The following is a 22,319-nucleotide window of genomic DNA, read 5'->3' on the forward strand; positions in this document are numbered from 1 at the left end:
TCAGGAGATGACTATGTTCAGCAACATGAAACTGGCGACCAAGCTGATTCTGGCTTTTCTGGTCGTTGCCACCATCGCTGGGATTATCGGCTTCATCGGTACTCGCAGCGTCAATACGGTCAACGACATGATGACCGATATCTACGACAACCAACTGGTGCCGATCGATGACATCGGTAACGTACGCGTCCACGTTTCCGACAATTTCCGTCGCGTGTACCAGCTGGCGACCCAGCAGGATCCGCTCGCTGCTGAGAAGATCAAGGAAAAAATCCAGGACAGCGACAAGGCCATCGCCGAGGGCTACAAGAAGTACCTGGCGACCGTTTTGTCCCCTGAAGAGCAGGCCGTGGTGCCCAAGCTGGATGCGGCCACCGAGAAGTATCACCAGCTGACCGAGCAGGTCATGCGGCTGATCGACAATGGCAATCAGCCGCAGGCCTTGGAGCTGGTGGGTGGTGAGCTGAACACTGTCTACAACGAGCGCCGTGCCCTGGCAGCTGAGTTGTCGGAGATCATGGCCAGGAATGCCGCTGTCACCAACACCGCATCTGATCAGATCGTCGGCAATATCATGACCCTGCTGACCGGCCTGATGATCGGCGGCTTCATCATCTCCCTGGCCCTGGGCCTGCTGGTGACACGCGTGATCGTGCGTCAGCTGGGTGGCGAGCCGGCCTATGCCGCCGAAGTGGTCAGCCGCGTTGCAGCCGGCGACCTGACCGTCGACGTGCAACTGCGCCAGGGCGACAACAACAGCCTGCTGGCCAGCATGCGCCAGATGACCGAAAAGCTGCGCGCCATCATGGGCGATGTACGGATGACCGCCGACTCCCTGGCCTCGGCATCCGAGCAGGTCGCCGCCTCGGCTCAGGCACTGAGCCAGAACGCTTCCGAGCAGGCGGCCAACGTCGAGGAGACCAGCGCTTCGGTTGAGGAAATCGCCGCCACCGTGGCGCAGAACAGCGAGAACGCACGGATCACCGACGGCATGGCCAGCCAGTCGTCCAAGGACGCCGAGGAAGGCGGCGTGGCGGTGCGCGAGATGGTCAATGCCATGCGCCAGATCGCCGGCAAGATCGGCATCATCGACGACATCGCCTACCAGACCAACCTGTTGGCGCTCAACGCCGCCATCGAGGCCGCCCGTGCTGGCGACCATGGCAAGGGCTTCGCCGTGGTGGCGGCCGAAGTGCGCAAGCTGGCCGAGCGCAGCCAGGTGGCCGCCCAGGAAATCGGTGCGGTGGCCGGTGACAGCGTGACCCTGGCCGAGCGTGCCGGGCAACTGCTCGACCAGATGGTGCCGTCGATTCGCAAGACCGCGGATCTGGTGCAGGAAATCTCCTCGGCCTCGCGCGAGCAGAACACCGGCCTGGAGCAGATCAATCTGGCGGTGACCCAGTTGGCGCAGACCACCCAGGTCAACGCATCGGCGTCCGAAGAGCTGTCGTCCACCTCCGAGGAGATGAGCGGCCAGGCCGTGCAGTTGCAGGAGATGATCCAGTTCTTCCAGCTGTCCGAAGGTGCCTCGCGCAGTCATGGCCATGCGCCGAGCGCGTCCGCCAAGCCCGCTGGGCGCAAGGCGCCAGCCCGTGCTCCGATGCCGGCACGGCGCCCGCAGCAGGACGAGTCGGTCGATGAAACGGCATTTACCCGCTTCTAGGAGGCTGTGCGATGAGTAATTTGCCAGCCCATATGCAGGGCCGCCCGGCGGCTCTGGTGGAGACGCCGTTGACCCAGCAGTTCCTTACCCTGACCCTGGGTGAGGAACTGTTCGCCCTGCCGATCGAGCATATCCGCGAGATCATCGAGTTCGGCGGGCTCACCGAGATTCCGCTGATGCCGGCGTTTCTGCGCGGGGTGATCAACCTGCGTGGCGCGGTGGTGCCGGTGGTCGACCTGGCCGTGCGTTTCGGTCGCGAGCGCACGTCCATCGGCAAACGCACCTGTATCGTCATTGTCGAAGTGGCTCAGGCCGATAGCCTGCAGCTACTGGGCATCATCGTCGATGCGGTGAATGAAGTGCTGGCCGTTGAAGGCCATCAGTTGGAGAGTCGCCCGTCGTTCGGTGCGCGTATCCGCGCCGACTTTATCGCCGGCATCCTCAAGCAGAACGAGCAGTTCATCATCGTTCTGGATATTCCCCAGGTGCTGTCACTCGATGAGCTGGCGGATCTGGTCGGCACTCTTGATCAGGCGGCGGTGTGAGTAGGTGATGGCTGACGGCGGTGTGGCGATGAAATCTGGGCTGGATATCGTGCTGAGCGAGGCGGAGTTTCGCCTGCTGCAACAGCTGTTTTACGACCGTGTGGGTATCCAGCTGCCACCGGTGAAGAAACCGCTGATCTGCGGGCGCCTGTCCAAGCGCCTGGGTGCCTTGCGCATGCACAGCTACAAACAGTACTACCAGCACCTGATCTCCTCGCAGGGCGCGGCAGAGCTGGAGGTGGCAATCGATCTGATTACCACCCATGAAACCTACTTCTTCCGCGAGCCCAAGCACTTCGACTTCCTCCAGCAGACGATCATGCCGGCGGTGGCGACGCAGCCAGATTTCCGGGTGTGGAGCGCGGCCAGCTCCACCGGCGAGGAGGCCTATACCCTGGCCATGCTGCTGGATACCGGCAGGGCGAATCGTCCCTGGAGCGTGGTAGGCACCGATGTCAGCCAGCAGGTGTTGGCCGATGCCCGCCGGGGCCTGTATGTCATGGCGCGTGGCGAGAAAATCCCGGCGCACTATCTGAAGCGTTACTGCCTGCGTGGACGGGATCGCTATGAAGGTTACTTCCTGGTGGAACCAGCCTTGCGCGAGCGGGTTGAGTTCCGCCCGGGCAACCTGACCAAGCCGGTGCCGGAACTGGGCCAGTTCGACCTGATCCTGCTGCGCAATGTACTGATCTACTTCGATGTACCGACCAAGCATCAGGTGCTGAAAAATGTGGTCGACCGCCTCAAACCCGGTGGTTTTCTGATGGTCGGACACTCAGAGGCGCTGCACGACACTCAGCAGCCGCTGGAGTTGGTCAGCTCGTCGATCTACCGCAAGGTGGCGCGATGAGCGGAAAGCGCTTTCTTAATCCCGGCGACTGGTATTTCGGCGGGGGTGATCTGCGCGTGGAAACCCTGCTTGGGCCTTGTGTCTCGATCGTGCTGTGGTTCCCTGCAGTGCGTAAAGGTGGCATGTGCCACTTCCAGCTGCCGGGCAAGCGCCGGGTTACCGAGCATGCGCGCGATCTGGACGGCCGTTATGGCGGCGAAGCCTGGATGTGGCTCAAGCAGCAGGCCCGCGCGCATGCCCTGCAACTGGGTGACGCGGAAGCCAAGCTATTCGGTGGTTCGCGCACTCTGGCCACGCCCGGCGCCTCCTCGCGCCAGGAAATTGGTGTGCAAAACATCGAGTTCGTCGAAGGGCTGATGGAGGAGGCCGGTCTGCGGGTGGTCGGGCGCGATTTGGGCGGTGACGGATATCGCTATGTGCGTTTCGATCTGGCCACCGGTGAAGTTTGGGTGCGTCGTGGTGGGGTGATGAGTCTCAAGGCGCTCGAGGAAATGCAGTAATGACCATCAAGGTAATGATTGTCGATGACTCGGCGGTGATGCGCGAAGTGATGCAGCAGCTGCTGGCGCCGCACAAGGATATTGAAGTGGTCGGCGCGGCCATGGATCCGTTGCTGGCCTTGCAGAAAATGCAGACGGTCTGGCCGGATGTGATCCTGCTCGATGTGGAAATGCCGCGCATGGATGGCATCACCTTCCTGCGCCAGATCATGGCGACCCGGCCGACGCCGGTGGTGATCTGCTCGACCCTGACCGAAAAGGGCGCCGATATCACCCTGCAGGCCTTGTCTGCCGGGGCGGTGGAAGTCATCACCAAGCCGACCATGGGCCTGCGCGACTTCCTCAAGGACAGTGCTCAGGAAATGCTCACCGCCATTCGCACGGCGGCCAGGGCGCGGGTCAAGCCCAGCGTGCCGACTACGCTGAAGAAAGAAGAGAAGCTCAGCGCCGACGTGCTGGTCAATTTACCGAGTAGCAGCGGCCTGCTGAATCAGCGCACCACCGAGAAGATCGTGCTGCTGGGGACCTCAACCGGCGGCACCCAGGCGTTGGAGGCGGTACTGTGCGAATTGCCGGCGAACAGTCCAGCTATCGCCATTGTCCAACACATGCCGGAAAAATTTACCCGCAGTTTCGCCGAGCGTCTCGATTCGCTCTGTGCCATCGAGGTTCGTGAGGCCCAGGACGGTGACCGCATGCTGCCAGGGCGGGCGCTGATCGCACCGGGTGGTCGACATATGCTGATCAAACGCAGCGGAGGGCAGTATTTCGTGGAGGTCAAGGATGGTCCGTTGGTCAGTCGTCACCGCCCGTCAGTCGATGTGTTGTTCCGCTCCGCGGCGGTGCAGGCTGGGCGCAATGCCCTGGCGGTGATCATGACCGGCATGGGCGACGATGGCGCGCGAGGCCTCAAGGAGTTGCATGAAGCCGGCGCGCGAACCTTTGCCCAGGACGAAGAAAGTTGTGTGGTGTTCGGTATGCCAAAAGAGGCTATCAAGTTGGGGGGCGTGGAGGAGATTGTCGCGCTGGACGAAATTCCCAGGGTAGTGATGAGCTGGCGATGAAGAGGCGATTGCAATGATTCCGAACAGATTGCCCCAGCACCTGCTGGTGATCGATGACAGCGAACTGCAGCGTCAGTTCATGGCTGAGTTGTGTAGCGACATGGGCATTCCCCATGTATTGCAGGCCGTGGATGGCCACGATGCGGTGGCTCAGTTGAAGACCAACCCACAGATCGAGGCCATTATCCTCGACCTGGAAATGCCTGGTATGGATGGCGTGGAAGTGCTCCACGAGATGGCGCGGTTGCGGCTCGACCCGGCTGTGATAGTGGCCAGCGCACGCGAAAGCGTGTTGCTCAATGTGGTCGAAAGCATGGGTAAGAGTCTGGGCTTGCGCCTGCTGGGGGTGCTGCAGAAACCTGTGCTGTTCGAGCAGCTGGCTTCCAGCCTGAGTCGCTTTTCCGTTGTGCAGCAGCGTGCGGAGCATAACGACTCCCAGGTGGCTGGGCCGCAGCTGGACGAGCAGGATATCCAGCGTGCCCTGCGCGAGGGCGAGTTTGTCGCCTACTTCCAGCCCAAGGTGAGCCTGCTCGATGGTCAGCTCAAGGGCGTCGAGGCCCTGATCCGCTGGCAGCATCCGCAGCATGGCCTGCTCGCCCCCGTGCATTTCATCGAAATGGTCGAGCGCAGCCAATACATTTCCGAAGTTACCCTGCAGATGCTCGATATGTCGTTGCAGCACTGCCGGCGCTGGCATGACGCCGGCCTACCGCTGAACTTTTCGATCAACGTATCGGCCCGCTCCCTGGCGGACTCCAAACTGGCCGATGCGATCATCGAACGGGTCATGGCCAGTGGCATCCCGACTCATCATGTGATTCTGGAGATCACCGAGAGCGCCATCATGGTCGATCTCGGCATCACCCTGGGTACCCTGGCGCGCCTGCGCCTGAAAGGCTTCGGCCTGTCGGTGGACGACTACGGCACCGGCTTCTCCTGCATGCTGCAATTGTCTCGGGTGCCCTGTTCGGAATTGAAGGTGGATCGCGCCTTCGTCAATGGTGCGAGCCAGAGCCTGCACCTGCGTATCCTCCTGGAGAGCGCCCTGGATATCGCCCGCAAGCTCAACCTGCACGTGGTGGCCGAAGGCGTGGAAACCCGCGAGGACTGGCTGTTGCTGCGCAACCTCGGCTGTGGCGAGGCGCAAGGCTACTTCGTGGCCAAGCCGATGCCCGGTGAAGCCTTGCTGCCCTGGTGGCGGGCCAACCGCGAACGCGTCCAGCTGCTGGGCATCGCCGTTGAGTAGAGCCCTCGGGTTGCCAGGCGTTTATGTAGAAGTGGCTTTAGCCGCGATGCTCTCAGCTAGAGGGCATCGCTGCTACACAAGCAGAGTGCGGCGCCGTCCCTGTACTGTTTCCCCGCGAGGTTTTCGCCGCCTGCTGGCGCCGTCAGTGCGCCCGGGCCTGGCGGATGCGCAGCATGATGGCGCACAGGATCAGCAGGGCCAGCGGGCCCATGCCGAGCATCGCGGTCTTCACCGGGATCTCCAGGCCGATGCCGTGCAGGCCTTCATACAGCAGCTTGAACAGGCTTAGCAGGTAGTAACTGATGGCGATGATCGAGAGGCCCTCGACCGCCTTCTGAATGCGGATTTGCGTATCGGCGCGGGCATTCAGGCTGCGCAGGATGGCCGAGTTCTGCTCCTCCACTTCCACCTGTACCCGTGCCTGCAGCAGGTCGCCGAGGTTGGCCACGCTCTGCCCAAGGCGCACCAGGCGCTGGTCGGTGGCAGCGCAGTAGCGCACGGTCGGGCGGAAGCGGCGCTCGATGAATACGCCCAGGCGCTGGCAGTCGTCGACATGGCTTTCGCGCAGTTCGGCAATGCGCTCGAAGACGATCTGCGCATAGGCCTCGGCGGCGCCGAAGCGCTGACGGGTGCGCGCGGTGCTGCGCACGATGCGCGCCGACAGCTGGGCGATGGCGGCGGAGAGTACCTTGGCGCTGTCGCGGCCCTCGGCATTGCGATCGGACAGGCTGGCCAGCTCGCGGTCGTAGTCTTTCAACTGCTGGCTGACCTGCTGCGCCACCGGCAGGGTCAGCGAGGCCATCATGCGGTAGGTCTCGATCTCCAGCAGACGGCGGATCATGCGCCCCAGGCGATAGGCATTGAGCTGGCGGTTGACCAGCAGCATGCGGTTGATGCCGTGCTCGTCGAGGCAGAAATCCGACCAGGCGGTGGCGTCACCACTGCCCAGATGGGAGCCGGCCGGGTCTTTGAAGCCATACAGGGTGGCGTCACCGGCCCAGTCCCGCTCGGCTTCCACCAGCACCTGCACGGCGCTGATCAGCGCGGGGCGATGGGGTTCGATCAGACTGGCCAGTGACGCGGGTAGCGGCGGCCAGGCTTCGCCTTGGGGCGGGCGTGGCACCACCAGGGTGAGGGTGAAGAACTCGCTGTGGCGTTCCCACTTGAGGGTGTCATCACCCAGGCGCAGCAGACCCTGCACGCCGTTGCTCGGCAGCACGTCGCTGGCCAGCTGGCCCAGTTGTTCGATCAGTTCGTCGCAGGCCAGTTCGGCATCGACGAAGGCCAGGTGATAGACGTGCGAAGGCTCGCGAAAATAGATCGAGGGCCGCGCGTGCAGTTCGTTGTGCAGGGTTTTGCGTAAAGGATGCATGGTGAAAGGGAGGGCCAGAAAGGGAGGTTTCTGGGTGACGCGGTTTTGTGACTGCCTGGTCACATTGGTCTGGTGGGGCTGTGCGCCGGGACGGAGGGGCCCGTATGTCAGCGCAGGCTGCTTGATGCTCTTGTAGGAGCCAGCTTGCTGGCGATCCAGGCCCGTGCAGGCTGCCAGATCGCCAGCAAGCTGGCTCCTACAGGTGCGGGGCTTTCACGCCCGCTCTGTCATGGCCGATAGCGCGACTGAGGTGGCGGCGGTGCGGGTTTCCACGCCTAGCTTCACGTAGACGTGTTCCAGGTGTTTGTTCACCGTGCGCGGGCTGAGGCCGAGGATGTCGCCGATGTCGCGGTTGGTCTTGCCGCAGGCCACCCAGCGCAGCACTTCCACTTCCCGTTCGGTGAGCTGAAAACGCGCCGATAGCGTGGCGTAGGCCGGCTCGTCGTTGAGCGTCAGCGGCTGCGCCTGGCTGGCGGCGCGCGCCGTTTGCAGGATGCGCGCGGTGCGCAGGTGCGAGGCCACGCGGGCGAGGACTTCCTCGGTGTTGATCGGCTTGGTCACATAGTCGATGCCGCCGGCGGCGAAGCCTTTGACCACGTGCTCGCTGTCGGTCAGGGCGGTCATGAACAGCACCGGAATATCGGCGGTAGCAGCGTCGGCCTTGATCCGCTGGCAGGTCTCGAAGCCGTCCAGTCCTGGCATCATCGCGTCGAGCAGGATCAGGTCCGGGCGCCGGCGCTGGATGCGGCTCAGCGCGCTCAGGCCATCCAGGGCCACCAGCACCATATAGCCCACTTCATCGAGGGCGTCGGAAAGCAGGGCCAGGTTGTCCGGGGTGTCGTCGACGATCAGGATCACCCCGCGCTCGGCCGCGCGGGTGTGAGGCTCAGAGGGATGGGGCAGCACGTTCATGCTCGGCCTCCTTGAGTTGGCGGTTGAATTCGTCCAGGCGGTAGCTTTTCACCAGGGCGCGCAGGGGCGCGGTGAAGCCGGTGCTGGCGGGTGTCAGCCGATCAATGGCGTCGAGTTTCTCCTGAATGCCGCGGATATAGCCCATGGCCCCGAGCTCGCGCAGTGCATCCAGATCGCTGGCACTGGGCAGCACCAGGGGTGCGAGTGTCGGCGCAGGTAGCGGCGCGGTGCGCCGCAGCCAGTGCAAATCCAGTTGCTTCTGGATGCGTTCGAGCAGTTCCGGCGTGTGTACCGGCTTGGCCAGGTAGTCGTTGCAGTCGGCGCTTACGCTGCGCTCACGGTCATCGGCAAAGGCGTTGGCGGAGATCACGATGATCGGCGCCTGACTCTGGGCGTTGCGGCGAATCAGCCGGCTGGTTTCCCAGCCGTCCATCTGCGGCATCGACAGGTCCATCAGGATCAGGTCGGGGTGCAGCAGGGCGGCCTGACGAATCGCTTCCTGACCGCTGGCGGCCTGGGCGATGGTGAAGCCCAGCGGTTCGAGCATGCCGGCCAATACGCGGCGATGTTCGATATGGTCGTCGACCACCAGAATCAGCCGGCGCGGGCCCTGGTAGCCGATGATGTCGTGCTCCACATGCACCACCGCCTGCGGCACGCGCACCTCGGAGAGGAACAGGCGCACCTGGAAGCTGGTGCCCTGATCCAGCACGCTTTTCACCGACAGCTCGCCGCCCATCAATGAGGTGAGCATGCGCGTGATGGTCAGGCCGAGGCCGACGCCGTTGTCCTGGCGCATCAGATCGCCGCGCTCGAACGGCTGGAAGATCCGTTCGATCTGCTCCGGGTCGATACCGATGCCGGTGTCGAGGATCTCGAAGCTGGCGGTTTCCCGCAGGTAGCTGACGCGCAGACAGACTTCGCCGCTGTCGGTAAAGCGCACCGCATTGCCCAGCAGGTTGATCAGAATCTGCCGCACGCGCTTCTCGTCGCCGCGTACCACTGCTGGCATGCGCCCGTTGGTGTCCAGGCGAAAGCGCAGGCCCTTCTCTTCGGCCTGCGGGCTGAACATGCGTTCGAGCTGGTGGATAAATTCGGGGAAGGGGATTTCCGAGAGTTCCAGGTTGAGCTTGCCGGCCTCGATCTTGGCCACATCGAGCAGCCCGTCAATCAGCGACAGCAGGTGCGAACCGCTGCGAAAAATGGTGGCCAGGGCGTCCTGATGCTGCCCCGGCATGCCGGCGTCGCGCTGCAGAATCTGCGTATAGCCGAGGATGCTGTTGAGCGGCGTGCGCAGCTCGTGGGACAGGCCGGTGACGTAGCGGCTCTTGGCCGCGTTGGCGGCTTCGCTGGCTTCCTTGGCTTTCTGCAGGGCTTCGTCGGTTTTGCGGTGGGCCTCGATTTCCTGCATCAGCAGTTGGGTCTGGCGGTCGGATTCTTCCTGGGCCACCCGGCGGCTTTCGCGGGTCAGCACCACCCACCAGGCGAGGATCGCGGCGAACAGCGAGAGGGTCATAAAGGCTTTGAGGAAGGCCAGGTAGAGGGTGTCCTGCGCCTGCGGCGATTGCGCCACCAGCCCCTGCGACACCTGGCTGTAAATCAGCGCCAGGGCGACGAACAGCAGCGCCACCAGCACCGTCAGCAGGCCCAGATACTGGGCCAGGCGGCTGTGCAGGCGCGGTATCGACACCTGCGGGAACAGCCAGTGGATAAAGTCATCGAGTTGTTCGGCCAGCCGTGCCCGCGGTTTGCAGGCATCGCCACAGCGGGCGTCGAGCGAGCAGCACAGCGAGCAAATGGGCGTGCTGTAGGCCGGGCAGAAGGCCATGTCTTCGCTTTCAAAGGCATTGCTGCACAGGCCGCATTGTGCGGTGGTGGTCACGCCAAGCGGGTAGAGCAACAGCGGGTCGCTGCTGCGCGCCAGGTAGTAGCGGCCGTTGGTCAGCCAGGCAATCAGGGGCGCGAGCAGCAGGGCCGAGCCCAGCGCGACGACGGGCGAGGCGGCTTGCGCCAGTTGGCCGAACAGGCCGCCGTGGGCCAGCACCGAGAGCAGTGAGGCGATGAGCATGGCGCCCACCCCCACCGGGTTGATGTCGTACAGATGCGCGCGTTTGAATTCGATGTGCTTGGGCGACAGCCCCAGCGGCTTGTTGATCACCAGGTCGGCGACCACCGCACCAATCCAGGCGATGGCGATATTGGCATACAGGCCGAGCACTTCCTCGATCGCCTGGAACACCCCCAACTCCATCAGGATCAGGGCGATGGCCACGTTGAACACCAGCCACACCACGCGGCCGGGGTGGCTGTGGGTGACGCGGGCGAAGAAGTTCGACCAGGCCAGCGAGCCGGCGTAGGCGTTGGTCAGGTTGATCTTCACCTGGCTGACGATCACGAACAGCACCATGGCCGCCAGCGCCCACTCCGGTGAACTGAACACATAGGTGAACGCCACCAGGTACATCTGCGTTGGCTCGGCGGCGCGCTCCATGGGAATTTCATGCTGCAGGGCGAGAAAGGCCAGGAAGGCGCCGGCGAGCATTTTCAGCGCGCCGGGGATGATCCAGCCGGGCCCGGCCATCAGCAGGGCGGCCCACCAGCGGGTGCGATTGCGCCGGGTTTTTTCCGGCAGAAAACGCAGGTAGTCGACCTGTTCGCCAATCTGCGTGACCAGCGCCAGGGCCACGGTGCAGGCCGCGCCGAAGTGCAGCAGGTTGAAGGCGCCGCCATCGCCCTCGCGCCCGGCGAAGCTGGTCCAGTCGCTGAATGCCTCGGGGTTCTTGCCGATCACGAACACGTACGGCAACAACAGCAGGAACAGCCACAGCGGCTGGCTCCACATCTGCAAGCGGTTGATCAGGGTGATGCCGTAGGCCACCAGCGGGATGACGATCAGCGAACAGATGACATAGGCCAGCGCCAGCGGAGTGTTGAAGTACAACTCCAGGGCCAGGGCCATGATCGCCGCTTCGAGGGCGAAGAACAGGAAGGTGAAGCTGGCGTAGATCAGCGAGGTGATGGTCGAGCCGATATAACCGAAGCCGGCGCCGCGGGTCAGCAGGTCCATGTCCACGCCATAGCGCGCCGCGTAGTAGCTGATCGGCAGGCCGGTGAGGAAGATCACCAGGCTCACCGCGAGGATGGCCCACAACGTGTTGGTAAAACCGTAACTCAGCGCCAGGGCGCCGCCGATGGCCTCCAGGGCGAGAAACGACACCGCACTCAGGGCCGTGTTGGCGATGCGCAGTTCCGACCATTTGCGAAACGACTTGGGAGTGAAACGCAGGGCGTAGTCTTCCATGGTCTCGTCGGCGACCCAGCTGTTGTAGTCGCGGCGGATCTTGACGATGCGCTGGGTGCCGGTTGGTTGCACAGCGGTGATTCCTGGGAGTCGGGGCGAGGGATACGACGAAGTAGCAACAACCATGCCCCGACCCTAGGAGCCAGCTTGCTGGCGATCACGCGGCTGCCTGCAATGCGGATCGCCAGCAAGCTGGCTCCTACGGTAAGCGCGAGCGGGCGGGTGCTCGGGCGCGAGCTTGCACCAGTGTGGGGCGTTGGGCAGTACGTCAGATGACGTATGCCGTTACGTCAAGCTGCGTATACCGCCCGCGTCGGTGGCAAACGCATGCTGGTGGCGAACCGAACTGACAGCCGCAGGGCTGGCCGGGGAGGAAAACCACCCAGAGGAGCATGACCATGGATTCACCGACTCGCTTTCTCCCTCGTCGGCTAGCGTTGGGTGCTGCGGCACTCTCGCTGCTGGCGGCCACCGTGTTCGGCCAGATGGCCGTGGCGGCCGAGGTCAACACCACCGGACTTGCTGTCACCGACACCGAAGTCACGGTCGGTCAGCTGCACTCGGCCACCGGCACCATGGCCATTTCCGAAACCGGTTCGATTCAGGCCGAGCGCCTGGCCATCGAGCAGATCAATGCCGGCGGCGGCATCCTCGGCCGGCAGATCAAGATCATCCAGGAAGACGGCGCCTCCGACTGGCCGACCTTCGCCGAAAAAGCCAAGAAGCTGCTGGTTGGCGACAAGGTCGCCGCCGTGTTCGGCTGCTGGACTTCGGCCTCGCGCAAGGCGGTGCTGCCGGTGTTCGAGAAGGAAAACGGCCTGCTCTACTACCCGACCTTCTATGAAGGCCTGGAGCAGTCGAAGAACGTCATCTACACCGGCCAGGAAGCCACCCAGCAGATCCTTGCCGGTCTCGACTGGATCGCCAAGGAGAAGGGCGCCAAGACCTACTACCTGATTGGCTCGGACTACATCTGGCCGCGCACCTCGATGAAGATCGCCCGCAAGCACATCGAAAACGTGCTCGGCGGCAAGGTGGTGGGCGAGGAGTACTACCCGCTGGGCAACACCCAGTTCGGCTCGCTGATCAACAAGGTCAAGCTGAAGAAGCCTGATGTGGTCTTCACCGCGGTGGTCGGTGGTTCCAACGTGGCCTTCTACAAGCAGATGAAAGCTGCTGGCGTGACCAGCGCCAAGCAGAACCTGCTGACCCTGTCGGTCACCGAGGATGAACTGCTCGGCATTGGCGGCGAGAACATGGACGGTTTCTACGCCTCCATGAAGTACTTCCAGAGCCTCGACAACCCGAACAACAAAGCCTTCGTTGAAGCCTTCAAGGCCAAGTACGGCAAGGATGCAGTGATCGGTGACGTGACCCAGGCCGCCTACCTCGGGCCCTGGCTGTGGAAAGCCGCCGTCGAGAAGGCCGGCAGCTTCGATGTCGACAAGGTCGCTGCAGCCTCCCCGGGCATCGAGCTGGCCACCGCGCCAGAGAGCTACGTCAAGGTGCATGGCAACCATCACCTGTGGAGCAAGACCCGCATCGGCCAGGTGCAGGCTGACGGCCAGTTCAAGGTGGTGTTCGAGTCCGACCTGATCGAGCCGAATCCTTTCCCCAAGGGCTACCAGTAAGCGCTGTCGACCACCTGTAGGAGCCAGCCTGCTGGCGATGAATGGATCGCCGGCAGGCCGGCTCCTACGGGGTTTTCTCTTCTCTTCTGGGGACCATCATCATGGAATGGCTATCGGAATTTGGTGCCATCGCGGCCATGCAGGGCTTCAACGGTTTGTCCGTGTTCTGCGTCCTGCTGCTGATGGCCCTGGGGCTGGCGATCATCTTCGGCCAGATGGGCGTGATCAACATGGCCCACGGTGAGTTCCTCACCATCGGCGCCTACACCACTTTTGTGGTTTCGGTGCTGACCGAGCAATACGCGCCGTTTTTCGGCCCGTACTACTTTTTTCTCGCCATCGTGCTGTCGTTTTTTATCGCCGGCGCGATTGGCTGGCTGGTGGAGTGGGCGATGATCAGCAAGCTCTACCAGCGCCCGCTGGATACCCTGCTGGCCACCTGGGGCCTGTCGCTGGTGATGCAGCAGGCCTTCCGCTCGATCTTCGGCGCCCGCGAAGTCAGCGCCACCCTGCCCGAGTGGCTGATGGGCTCGTGGAACCCCACCGAAGCCATCGACATTCCGCGTAACGGCCTGTTCGTCATGGGCCTGACGGTGCTGATCACCGCCATGATCTTCCTCATGCTCTACCGCTCGCGCTGGGGCCTGCAGGTGCGCGCCACGGTGCAGAACCGGGTGATGAGCCGCGCCGTGGGGATCAATACCAAGAAGGTCGACCGCATGACCTTTGCCCTCGGCTGCGGCGTGGCCGGGGTGGCGGGCGCGGCCTTCACCACCATCGGCTCGACCGGCCCGACTGCCGGTTCCCTGTACATCGTCGACACCTTCCTGGTGGTGGTGTTCGGCGGCGCGTCGAGCCTGCTCGGCACCATCGCTTCGGCCTTCAGCATCGCCCAGGCGCAGTCGCTGATGGAGTTCTTCATGAGCGGTTCGATGGCCAAGGTGTTCACCCTGTCGGCGGTGATCCTGATTCTGATGCTGCGTCCGCAAGGGCTGTTCTCCATCAAAGTGCGCAAGTAAGGAGCCGTCCCATGAACCCGACACTCGATAAGTTTCTCGGCGGCAAGCAGGGCGCGATTGGCCTGGCGGTGCTGGCCACATTGATCCTGGTGGTGTTCCCGCTGGCGCTGGATGCCTTTCGCTTGAACATGGTCGGCAAGTACCTGACCTACGCCTTTGTCGCCGTGGGCCTGGTGCTGTGCTGGGGCTACGGCGGCATTCTCAGCCTCGGCCAGGGCGTGTTCTTCGGCCTCGGCGGTTACTGCATGGCGATGTTCCTCAAGCTCGAAGCCAGCGACCCGGAAAGCACCAAGATCCAGTCCACCCCCGGCATTCCGGATTTCATGGACTGGAACCAGATCACCGAACTGCCGCTGCTCTGGCAGCCGTTCCACAGCTTCGGCTTCACCCTGCTGGCGGTGATCGCGGTGCCGGTGATCCTGGCGCTGGTGATCGGTGTGGCGATGTTCAAGCGCCGCGTGGGCGACGTGTACTTCTCCATCGTCACCCAGGCGATTGCATTGATCCTCACGGTGCTGATCATCGGCCAGCAGGGCCTCACCGGTGGGGTCAACGGCATCACCGATCTGAAAACCCTGATGGGCTGGGACATCCGCGACGACAGCTCGAAGCTGATCCTCTACTTCATCAATGCCTTCCTGCTGTTTGGCTGCATCCTGATCGGCCGCTTCATCCTCGCCTCCAAGCTCGGCCGCCTGCTGATGGCGATGCGCGACAAGGAAGAGCGGGTGCGCTTCTCCGGCTACGACGTGGCCAGCTTCAAGATTTTCGTGTTCTGCGTGGCGGCGGCGTTCTCTGCTATCGGCGGGGCGATGTTCGCCTTGCAGGTGGGCTTTATGTCGCCGAGCTTCGTCGGCATCGTGCCGTCGATCGAGATGGTGATCTTCGCCGCCGTCGGCGGGCGCATGTCGCTGCTCGGCGCGGTGTACGGCGCGCTGCTGGTCAACTACGGCAAGACCTACTTTTCCGAAACCTTTCCCGAGCTGTGGCTGTACCTGATGGGCGGGCTGTTTATCGCCGTGGTCATGTACTTCCCCAACGGCCTCGCCGGCGTCTGGGAAAGCCACGGGCGCAAGCACCTGGAAAAGTTGCTGCAACGTTTTGAGCGCAAATCCGTGGCCCCGGTCGCGGCCGTTAGCCCGGCTCCAGCACCTGCCCCTGAAGCTAAACAACTGGAGACCACCCCATGAGTCAGCCAAGTGGATTTCAGATGCCCAAACCGGTGCTGGCCATCGAGGGCCTGACCGTGTCGTTCGATGGTTTCAAGGCGGTGGATGATCTCAACCTGTATATCGACCGCAACGAAGTGCGGGTGGTGATCGGCCCTAACGGCGCCGGCAAGACCACGGTGCTTGACCTGATCTGCGGCAAGACCAAAGCCACCGCCGGCAGCATCCAGTTCGAGAACCGTGAGCTGACCAAGATGCGTGAGTTCGACATCGTCCGTGCCGGCGTCGGGCGCAAGTTCCAGAACCCCTCGATCTACGAAAACCTCACGGTATTCGAGAACCTGGAAATGTCCTACCCCAAGGGGCGCAAGGTATTTGGCGCGCTGTTCTTCAAACGCAGCGCCGAGGTGATTGCGCGGGTCGAGCAGATTGCGGCGGAGATCATGCTCACCGACAACCTCTACCTGCAGGCCGACCTGCTGTCTCACGGCCAGAAGCAATGGCTGGAGATCGGCATGCTGCTGATGCAGGACCCGGCGCTGCTGATGCTCGACGAGCCGGTGGCGGGCATGAGCGTCAACGAGCGCATGCAGACCGCCGAGCTGCTCAAGCGCATCAGCAAGGGCCGTTCGGTGCTGGTGATCGAGCACGACATGGAATTCGTCAAAAGCATCGCGCACAAGGTCACGGTGCTGCACCAGGGCAAGGTGCTGGCCGAGGGCAGCATGGAGGCGGTGCAGAGCAATCCCAAGGTCATCGAGGTGTACCTCGGGCATTGAGGTGCTTTTCGTAGGAGCCAGCTTGCTGGCGATCAACCCGCTATTTGGCCGCTGATCGCTAGCCCCGTAGCCCGGATGCAATCCGGGAGCAGTGCCCGCATCGAGTCCGAACCCCGGATTGCATCCGGGCTACGTTCAGCAAGGAGTTTTCCATGTTCCAGATCAGCAACCTCGCTTCCGGTTACGGCCAGAGCCAGATCCTCCATGACCTCAACCTGAATGTGGAAAAGCGCGAAATCGTCGCGGTCATGGGCCGCAACGGCATGGGTAAGACCACCCTGTTCAAAAGCCTGATGGGCGTGCTGCCGCAATGGGGCGGGCAGATCAGCGTGGACGGTCGCGACATCTCCAAACTGGAAACCCACCAGCGGGTCGAGAGCGGTATCGCCTACGTGCCCCAGGGGCGGATGATCTTCCCCAGCATGAGCGTGCTGGAGAACATCCAGACCGGCCTGCCGGCCGCCGCCAAGGGTAAGGTGCCGGAAGACCTCTATGCGTTGTTCCCGGTGCTGTTTGATATGCGCTCGCGCAAGGGCGGCAACCTCTCTGGCGGCCAGCAGCAACAGCTGGCTATCGCCCGCGCCCTGGCCACCAACCCCAAGGTGCTGCTGCTCGATGAGCCGACCGAGGGCATCCAGCCCTCGATCATCAAGGACATCGCCCGCACTCTGAAGGAGATCCGCAACCTGCGAGACCTGACCATCGTGGTCTCCGAACAGGTGCTGTCCTTTACCCTGGAAATCGCCGACCGCTTCCTGGTGATCGAGAAGGGCAAGTTCGTGGTCGAGGAAACCCGCGACAGGGTCGATGAAGCGACCATCAGCCGCTATCTGTCGGTGTGAGTACTTTTCCCTCTCCCTAACCCTCTCCCGCAAGCGGGAGAGGGGACTGTTCCGCGCTAGGCTCATGCCTGACGGCGCTTTGCTCCCCTCTCCCATTTATGGGAGAGGGGCTGGGGGAGAGGGCAAGATTTCCTGTTTACGGCTGGCGTGTTCTTTATGCGCTGGCCGCTTTTTCGTGCCCTTCAAAAAGCTGCAAGCCGCGTCATCGCTGGTGCTGCGCATACGTCATCCGACGTATTTGCCGATTTCCTCGCCCGTTCAAGACTAGCTCCGTACCCCGGCGCCAAGGCGCCACGCCCCCTTCCATGGTCCCAGGAGCTTTGTCATGACCGAAACGCTGATCAAGGTCGACCTCAACCAGCCCGCCACCGAAAACGAGCAGATTCACAACCGCTGGCACCCGGATATTCCGATGGCCTGCTGGGTCAAGCCGGGTGACGACTTCATCCTCGAAACCTATGACTGGACCGCCGGCGCGATCAAGAACAACGACGACGCCAGCGATGTGCGCGATGTGGATTTGTCCACCGTGCACTACCTGTCCGGCCCGGTCGGTGTGCACGGTGCCGAGCCGGGTGACCTGCTGGTGGTCGACCTGCTCGACATCGGCGCCATGGCCGACTCGCAGTGGGGCTTCAACGGCTTCTTCTCGCGGCAGAACGGCGGTGGTTTCCTCACCGACCACTTCCCCATGGCGCAGAAAGCCATCTGGGACTTCAAGGGCATGTTCACCAGCAGCCGGCACATTCCGGGGGTGAACTTCGCCGGCCTGATCCATCCCGGCCTGATCGGCTGCCTGCCGGACCACAAGATGCTCGCCGACTGGAACAAGCGCGAGCAGGAGCTGATCGACACCGACCCGCACCGCGTCCCGGCCCTGGCCAACCCGCCGATGGCGCCGACCGCGCACATGGGCAAGATGAAGGGCGAGGCCCGCGACCTGGCTGCGCTGACCGGCGCACGCACCGTGCCGCCGCGCGAGCATGGCGGCAACTGCGATATCAAGGACCTGTCGCGCGGCTCGAAGATCTTCTTCCCGGTGTATGTAAATGGTGCCGGGCTATCGGTGGGCGACCTGCACTTCAGCCAAGGCGATGGTGAAATCACCTTCTGCGGCGCCATCGAAATGGCCGGCTGGGTGCACATGAAGGTCGAGCTGATCAAGGGCGGCATGGCCAAGTACGGGATCAAGAACCCGGTGTTCAAGCCGAGCCCGATCACCCCGCACTACAACAACTACCTGATCTTCGAAGGCATCTCGGTGGACGAGGCCGGCAAGCAGCACTATCTCGACGTCAACATCGCCTACAAGCAGGCCTGCCTGAATGCCATCAACTACCTGACCAAGTTCGGCTACTCACCGGCCCAGGGCTACGCGCTGCTCGGCTCGGCACCGGTGCAGGGGCATATCAGCGGCATCGTCGACGTGCCCAACGCCTGCGCCACGCTGTGGCTGCCGACCGACATCTTCGACTTCGACATCAACCCCAATGCCTCCGGCCCGATCAAGCACCTCGACGGCAGCATCGACCTGCCCATCGCGCCGGACAAGTGAGTTCTCTACCCGGGCGGGGATGGGGCTTTGGACGGCGTTCATTCCGGCCCGGGTGGCGAACACTCGGGACCTGTCACATCGCACTACCGGCTTGGCGGCCACGCGCCGCCGAACCGCTGCCCAGGAGTCCGTTATGCCGATCTATGAATACGACTGTGCCGACTGTGGCGACTTCACTCGCTTGCGGCCCATGGCCGAGCGCGACCAGCCCTGCGATTGCCCGTCCTGCGGCATGCAGAGCGGCCGGGTGATTCTTTCCGCACCGTGCCTGGCGACCATGCCTGGCAGCCAGCGCCGCGCCATCGCGGCCAACGAACGCAGCGCCAACGCACCGCAGACGCTCGACGAATACAAGCAGACGCGCAAGCACCCCAAGGGTTGTGGTTGCTGCACCCCGAACAAGCCCCTGGCGCCGACCAAGGCTAACCCGCATGCCATGAAAGGCAAACCGGCCGGCCGGCCGTGGATGATCAGTCACTGACGCGACGTGCCATCCGATCCCTCTAGATCAGGGCTTAGTGGTGCTCGCGGGTGGCGCGGAATTTCACGTCTGGCCAGCGCTCTTCCATCAGTGCCAGGTTGACCCGGGTCGGCGCCAGGTAGGTGAGGTGGCCGCCGCCATCCAGGGCGAGGTTTTCCACGGCCTTGTTGGAGAACTCCTCGAGCTTCTTCTTGTCGCTGCAGTCGATCCAGCGCGCCGACCAGACGGTAATCGGCTCGTAGGAACACTCGACCTTGTATTCCTCCTTCAGGCGGCTGGCGACCACGTCGAACTGCAGCACGCCGACCGCGCCGAGGATGATGTCGTTGCTGCGCTCGGGGAAGAACACCTGGGTCGCACCTTCCTCGGCCAGCTGCTGCAGGCCCTGGCGCAGCTGCTTGGATTTCAGCGGGTCCTTCAGGCGCACGCGGCGGAACAGTTCCGGGGCGAAGTGCGGGATACCGGTGAAGCCCAGGGCCTCGCCTTCGGTGAAGGTATCGCCGATCTGGATGGTGCCGTGGTTGTGCAGGCCGATGATGTCGCCGGCATAGGCCTCGACCAGCATTTCACGCTCGCTGGAGAAGAAGGTCAGGGCGTCGCCGACGCGCACGTCCTTGCCCAGGCGCACATGCCGCATCTTCATGCCCTGGCTGTATTTGCCGGAGCAGATGCGCATGAAGGCGATGCGGTCGCGGTGCTTGGGGTCCATGTTCGCCTGGATCTTGAACACGAAGCCGCTGAACTTCTCTTCCACCGGCTCCACGGTGCGCTCGTTGGCCACCCGGGCCAGCGGCTTGGGTGCCCAGTCGACCACCGCGTCGAGCACATGGTCGACGCCGAAGTTGCCCAGCGCGGTGCCGAAGAACACCGGAGTCAGCTGGCCGTTCATGAACTCGTCCTGGTCGAACTCGTGGCAGGCGCCCTGCACCAGTTCCAGCTGCTCGAGGAAACGCTCGTACTCGTCACCCAGGTGGGCGCGGGCTTCGTCCGAGTCGAGGTGCTGGATGATCTTGGTCTCGGTGCGTTCGTGGCCGTGGCCCGGGGTGTAGACGATGATGTAGTCGTCGGCCAGGTGGTACACGCCCTTGAAGTCGCGGTAGCAACCGATCGGCCAGGTGATCGGTGCGGCCTTGATCTTCAGTACGGCTTCGATCTCGTCGAGCAGCTCGATCGGGTCGCGGATATCGCGGTCGAGTTTGTTGATGAAGCTGACAATCGGCGTGTCACGCAGGCGGCACACATCCATCAGGGCAATGGTGCGTGGCTCAACGCCCTTACCGCCGTCGAGCACCATCAGCGCGCTGTCTACTGCAGTCAGGGTGCGGTAGGTGTCTTCCGAGAAGTCTTCGTGGCCGGGGGTGTCGAGCAGGTTGATCATGTGCTCGCGGTAGGGGAACTGCATCACCGAGGTGGTGATGGAGATGCCGCGCTGCTTTTCCATTTCCATCCAGTCGGAGGTCGCATGGCGGTCGGACTTGCGCGACTTCACCGTACCGGCCACGGCAATCGCCTTGCCCATCAGCAGCAGCTTCTCGGTAATGGTGGTCTTACCGGCGTCGGGGTGGGAAATGATCGCGAATGTGCGGCGTTTGCCGACTTCGATGGCCTGGGTGGTCATGGATGCGTGCCTGGCTGGAAACGGTTGCGGGCCGCGAACAGCCCGAAAAGCGCGGGATTATAGCGGGAAACGCCAGCGCAATCAGGCCCGGCAGTCCGACGCCGGCGGCTGCCATGCCGATGTGCCAGGGCCGCGCAGGAGTAGCCGCGATCCAGGCTGCATTTAACCCGCCCGGGATGGGCTGTTTACGGGAACCCTGCAAACCGTCGTCTGCCTGTCAAAAAAGAGGTGGATGCTGAGCTTGCCCGCGGGTATCGGTACTGCCCGTGAAATGCGGCCTGCAGGTCTGTTTTGTGCAGCATTCCGGACGTTTTGTTAAGGATTAAAAACAGTCAATCAGGCAGGCGACAACCGGGTGCAAAACAGCGGCAATTTTTGATTGATCTCAGCCCCCCATGGTCCTAAAGTTCGCGCCCGAACGTCCATGCTGGAAACGATCCATCCGGCTCAAGTACTGACGACGAGAGGCCCACAGGGTTCTCGGCGACATGCCTTGGGAAGTAGGCGAACCAAAGTGGGGAAACGGATTAGGCGTTCGCGGCTCTTTATCCAGAGCCATCCCTGTTAAGCACCCATTGCTTGCTTTTACCCATTTGGAGTCCCGCATGCCGATCGCGATCGAAGACTACTACCCGCGCGCTACCTTCCAGAAAATGAAGGCCTTCGCCGACACCCAGGAAACCCCCTTCGTGGTGATCGACACCGCGATCATCAGCCAGGCCTACGATGACCTGCGCGCCGGTTTCGAGTTCGCCAAGGTGTATTACGCGGTCAAGGCCAACCCGGCCACCGAGATCATCGAGCTGCTGCGCGACAAGGGTTCGAACTTCGACATCGCTTCGATCTACGAGCTGGACAAGGTGATGGCCACCGGCGTCGGCCCGGAGCGCATCAGCTACGGCAACACCATCAAGAAATCCAAGGACATCCGCTACTTCTACGAGAAGGGCGTGCGTCTGTATGCCACCGACTCGGAAGCCGACCTGCGCAACATCGCCAAGGCCGCGCCGGGGGCGAAAGTCTATGTGCGCATCCTCACCGAAGGCTCGACCACGGCCGACTGGCCGCTGTCGCGCAAGTTCGGCTGCCAGACCGACATGGCCATGGATCTGCTGATCCTCGCCCGTGACCTGGGCCTGGTGCCTTACGGCCTGTCGTTCCACGTTGGCTCGCAGCAGCGCGACATCTCCGTGTGGGACGCGGCGATTGCCAAGGTCAAGGTGATCTTCGAACGCCTGAAAGAAGAAGACGGCATCGAGCTCAAGCTGATCAACATGGGTGGCGGCTTCCCGGCCAACTACATCACCCGCACCAACAGCCTGGAAACCTACGCCGAGGAAATCATCCGCTTCCTCAAGGAAGACTTCGGTGACGACCTGCCGGAAATCATCCTGGAGCCGGGCCGCTCGCTGATCGCCAACGCCGGCATCCTGGTCAGCGAAGTTGTGCTGGTCGCGCGCAAGTCGCGTACCGCCGTGGAGCGTTGGGTTTACGTGGACGTGGGCAAGTTCAGCGGCCTGATCGAAACCATGGACGAGTCGATCAAGTTCCCGATCTGGACCGAGAAGAAAGGCGAGATGGAAGAAGTGGTGATCGCCGGCCCGACCTGCGACAGCGCCGACATCATGTACGAGAACTACAAGTACGGCCTACCGCTCAACCTGTCGATCGGTGACCGCCTGTACTGGCTGTCCACCGGCGCCTACACCACCAGCTACAGCGCGGTGGAGTTCAACGGCTTCCCGCCGCTGAAGGCCTTCTATCTGTAAGGT

18 protein-coding genes are annotated in these 22,319 nt (G+C 62.9%); 14 read left to right on the forward strand and 4 right to left on the reverse strand.

The genetic code is table 11. The features are described 5' to 3' along the window. Positions 1 to 7 precede the first annotated feature (7 nt). Genes HNE05_RS03840 through HNE05_RS03865 form a run of 6 tightly spaced genes read left to right on the forward strand, consistent with a single transcriptional unit; the run spans position 8 to position 5,868 of the window. The gene (locus tag HNE05_RS03840) at positions 8 to 1,663 is read left to right on the forward strand and encodes a methyl-accepting chemotaxis protein (RefSeq protein ID WP_173203521.1); all 1,656 of its coding nucleotides are present in this window, start codon (positions 8 to 10) and stop codon (positions 1,661 to 1,663) included. A gap of 32 nt (positions 1,664 to 1,695) precedes the next feature. Then, the gene (locus HNE05_RS03845; RefSeq protein ID WP_219637224.1) at positions 1,696 to 2,208 is read left to right on the forward strand and encodes a chemotaxis protein CheW; all 513 of its coding nucleotides are present in this window, start codon (positions 1,696 to 1,698) and stop codon (positions 2,206 to 2,208) included. Between the two features lie 7 nt (positions 2,209 to 2,215). Next, positions 2,216 to 3,058 carry a CheR family methyltransferase gene (locus HNE05_RS03850; protein WP_240008813.1) on the forward strand — a complete coding sequence of 281 codons (843 nt, stop codon included), beginning with the start codon at positions 2,216 to 2,218 and terminating at the stop codon, positions 3,056 to 3,058. Continuing rightward, complete coding sequence (locus tag HNE05_RS03855; RefSeq protein ID WP_173203525.1) at positions 3,055 to 3,558, forward strand: chemotaxis protein CheD; 504 nt, start codon at positions 3,055 to 3,057, stop codon at positions 3,556 to 3,558. Before HNE05_RS03850 ends, HNE05_RS03855 begins: the two co-directional genes overlap by 4 nt. Continuing rightward, positions 3,558 to 4,622 (forward strand): protein-glutamate methylesterase/protein-glutamine glutaminase, encoded by a 1,065-nt coding sequence (locus HNE05_RS03860; RefSeq protein ID WP_173203526.1) that lies wholly within the window; start codon positions 3,558 to 3,560, stop codon positions 4,620 to 4,622. The genes HNE05_RS03855 and HNE05_RS03860 overlap by 1 nt, the downstream gene beginning before the upstream one ends. Before the next feature lie 13 nt (positions 4,623 to 4,635). Beyond that, positions 4,636 to 5,868 (forward strand): EAL domain-containing response regulator, encoded by a 1,233-nt coding sequence (locus HNE05_RS03865; protein WP_173203527.1) that lies wholly within the window; start codon positions 4,636 to 4,638, stop codon positions 5,866 to 5,868. Between the two features lie 142 nt (positions 5,869 to 6,010). Here HNE05_RS03865 and HNE05_RS03870 read toward each other — a convergent pair whose 3' ends face one another. The 3 genes from HNE05_RS03870 to HNE05_RS03880 all read right to left on the reverse strand — a co-directional run bounded on the left by HNE05_RS03870 (position 6,011) and on the right by HNE05_RS03880 (position 11,525). Continuing rightward, positions 6,011 to 7,240 carry a DUF3422 domain-containing protein gene (locus HNE05_RS03870; protein ID WP_173203528.1) on the reverse strand — a complete coding sequence of 410 codons (1,230 nt, stop codon included), beginning with the start codon at positions 7,238 to 7,240 and terminating at the stop codon, positions 6,011 to 6,013. A 213-nt stretch (positions 7,241 to 7,453) separates the two neighbouring features. Further along, positions 7,454 to 8,152: a response regulator gene (locus HNE05_RS03875; RefSeq protein WP_173203529.1), complete on the reverse strand. Its 699-nt coding sequence runs from the start codon at positions 8,150 to 8,152 to the stop codon at positions 7,454 to 7,456. Then, complete coding sequence (locus HNE05_RS03880; protein WP_173203530.1) at positions 8,127 to 11,525, reverse strand: response regulator; 3,399 nt, start codon at positions 11,523 to 11,525, stop codon at positions 8,127 to 8,129. Before HNE05_RS03880 ends, HNE05_RS03875 begins: the two co-directional genes overlap by 26 nt. A 326-nt stretch (positions 11,526 to 11,851) precedes the next feature. On the opposite strand from HNE05_RS03880, the gene urtA reads away from it, so the two are divergent. From urtA to HNE05_RS03915, 7 genes are all read left to right on the forward strand, one after another. Then, positions 11,852 to 13,084, forward strand: a complete 1,233-nt coding sequence (urtA, locus tag HNE05_RS03885) for an urea ABC transporter substrate-binding protein (RefSeq protein WP_173203531.1) — start codon at positions 11,852 to 11,854, stop codon at positions 13,082 to 13,084. Between the two features lie 101 nt (positions 13,085 to 13,185). Continuing rightward, entirely contained in the window at positions 13,186 to 14,103 is a 918-nt protein-coding gene (urtB, locus tag HNE05_RS03890; protein WP_173203532.1) for an urea ABC transporter permease subunit UrtB, read from the forward strand. 11 nt (positions 14,104 to 14,114) lie between these two features. Beyond that, positions 14,115 to 15,293: an urea ABC transporter permease subunit UrtC gene (gene urtC, locus HNE05_RS03895; RefSeq protein ID WP_173203534.1), complete on the forward strand. Its 1,179-nt coding sequence runs from the start codon at positions 14,115 to 14,117 to the stop codon at positions 15,291 to 15,293. After that, positions 15,290 to 16,051, forward strand: a complete 762-nt coding sequence (gene urtD, locus HNE05_RS03900) for an urea ABC transporter ATP-binding protein UrtD (protein WP_173203536.1) — start codon at positions 15,290 to 15,292, stop codon at positions 16,049 to 16,051. Before urtC ends, urtD begins: the two co-directional genes overlap by 4 nt. A gap of 152 nt (positions 16,052 to 16,203) precedes the next feature. After that, positions 16,204 to 16,893, forward strand: coding sequence for an urea ABC transporter ATP-binding subunit UrtE (urtE, locus tag HNE05_RS03905; protein ID WP_173203537.1), 690 nt, complete (start codon positions 16,204 to 16,206; stop codon positions 16,891 to 16,893). A 325-nt stretch (positions 16,894 to 17,218) separates the two neighbouring features. Further along, positions 17,219 to 18,448 carry a formamidase gene (gene fmdA / locus HNE05_RS03910; RefSeq protein ID WP_173203538.1) on the forward strand — a complete coding sequence of 410 codons (1,230 nt, stop codon included), beginning with the start codon at positions 17,219 to 17,221 and terminating at the stop codon, positions 18,446 to 18,448. Positions 18,449 to 18,581: 133 nt separating this feature from the next. Beyond that, complete coding sequence (locus HNE05_RS03915) at positions 18,582 to 18,929, forward strand: FmdB family zinc ribbon protein (RefSeq protein ID WP_173203539.1); 348 nt, start codon at positions 18,582 to 18,584, stop codon at positions 18,927 to 18,929. A 34-nt stretch (positions 18,930 to 18,963) separates the two neighbouring features. Here the strand turns inward: HNE05_RS03915 and HNE05_RS03920 are convergent, their stop codons facing one another. Further along, positions 18,964 to 20,547 carry a peptide chain release factor 3 gene (locus HNE05_RS03920; protein WP_173203540.1) on the reverse strand — a complete coding sequence of 528 codons (1,584 nt, stop codon included), beginning with the start codon at positions 20,545 to 20,547 and terminating at the stop codon, positions 18,964 to 18,966. Positions 20,548 to 21,152: 605 nt separating this feature from the next. Between HNE05_RS03920 and HNE05_RS03925 the strand changes: the two genes are divergently transcribed. Beyond that, a complete protein-coding gene (locus HNE05_RS03925) occupies positions 21,153 to 22,316 on the forward strand; it encodes a type III PLP-dependent enzyme (RefSeq protein WP_173203541.1) in 1,164 nt (387 codons plus the stop codon). Positions 22,317 to 22,319: the final 3 nt, after the last annotated feature.

Origin of the sequence: Pseudomonas campi (assembly GCF_013200955.2) — a bacterium.
Classification (GTDB): Bacteria; Pseudomonadota; Gammaproteobacteria; order Pseudomonadales; family Pseudomonadaceae; genus Aquipseudomonas; species Aquipseudomonas campi.

Excerpts from the sequence above, each read along its gene's own strand:
- urtB (WP_173203532.1), top strand. The coding sequence starts at position 13,186 with ATGGAATGGCTATCGGAATTTGGTGCCATCGCGGCCATGCAGGGCTTC.
- urtE (WP_173203537.1), top strand. The coding sequence starts at position 16,204 with ATGTTCCAGATCAGCAACCTCGCTTCCGGTTACGGCCAGAGCCAGATC.
- HNE05_RS03865 (WP_173203527.1), top strand. The coding sequence starts at position 4,636 with ATGATTCCGAACAGATTGCCCCAGCACCTGCTGGTGATCGATGACAGC.
- fmdA (WP_173203538.1), top strand. The coding sequence starts at position 17,219 with ATGACCGAAACGCTGATCAAGGTCGACCTCAACCAGCCCGCCACCGAA.
- HNE05_RS03860 (WP_173203526.1), top strand. The coding sequence starts at position 3,558 with ATGACCATCAAGGTAATGATTGTCGATGACTCGGCGGTGATGCGCGAA.
- HNE05_RS03855 (WP_173203525.1), top strand. The coding sequence starts at position 3,055 with ATGAGCGGAAAGCGCTTTCTTAATCCCGGCGACTGGTATTTCGGCGGG.
- urtD (WP_173203536.1), top strand. The coding sequence starts at position 15,290 with ATGAGTCAGCCAAGTGGATTTCAGATGCCCAAACCGGTGCTGGCCATC.
- HNE05_RS03870 (WP_173203528.1), bottom strand. The coding sequence starts at position 7,240 with ATGCATCCTTTACGCAAAACCCTGCACAACGAACTGCACGCGCGGCCC.
- HNE05_RS03925 (WP_173203541.1), top strand. The coding sequence starts at position 21,153 with ATGCCGATCGCGATCGAAGACTACTACCCGCGCGCTACCTTCCAGAAA.
- HNE05_RS03875 (WP_173203529.1), bottom strand. The coding sequence starts at position 8,152 with ATGAACGTGCTGCCCCATCCCTCTGAGCCTCACACCCGCGCGGCCGAG.
- HNE05_RS03920 (WP_173203540.1), bottom strand. The coding sequence starts at position 20,547 with ATGACCACCCAGGCCATCGAAGTCGGCAAACGCCGCACATTCGCGATC.
- HNE05_RS03840 (WP_173203521.1), top strand. The coding sequence starts at position 8 with ATGACTATGTTCAGCAACATGAAACTGGCGACCAAGCTGATTCTGGCT.
- urtA (WP_173203531.1), top strand. The coding sequence starts at position 11,852 with ATGGATTCACCGACTCGCTTTCTCCCTCGTCGGCTAGCGTTGGGTGCT.
- HNE05_RS03850 (WP_240008813.1), top strand. The coding sequence starts at position 2,216 with ATGGCTGACGGCGGTGTGGCGATGAAATCTGGGCTGGATATCGTGCTG.
- urtC (WP_173203534.1), top strand. The coding sequence starts at position 14,115 with ATGAACCCGACACTCGATAAGTTTCTCGGCGGCAAGCAGGGCGCGATT.
- HNE05_RS03915 (WP_173203539.1), top strand. The coding sequence starts at position 18,582 with ATGCCGATCTATGAATACGACTGTGCCGACTGTGGCGACTTCACTCGC.
- HNE05_RS03845 (WP_219637224.1), top strand. The coding sequence starts at position 1,696 with ATGCAGGGCCGCCCGGCGGCTCTGGTGGAGACGCCGTTGACCCAGCAG.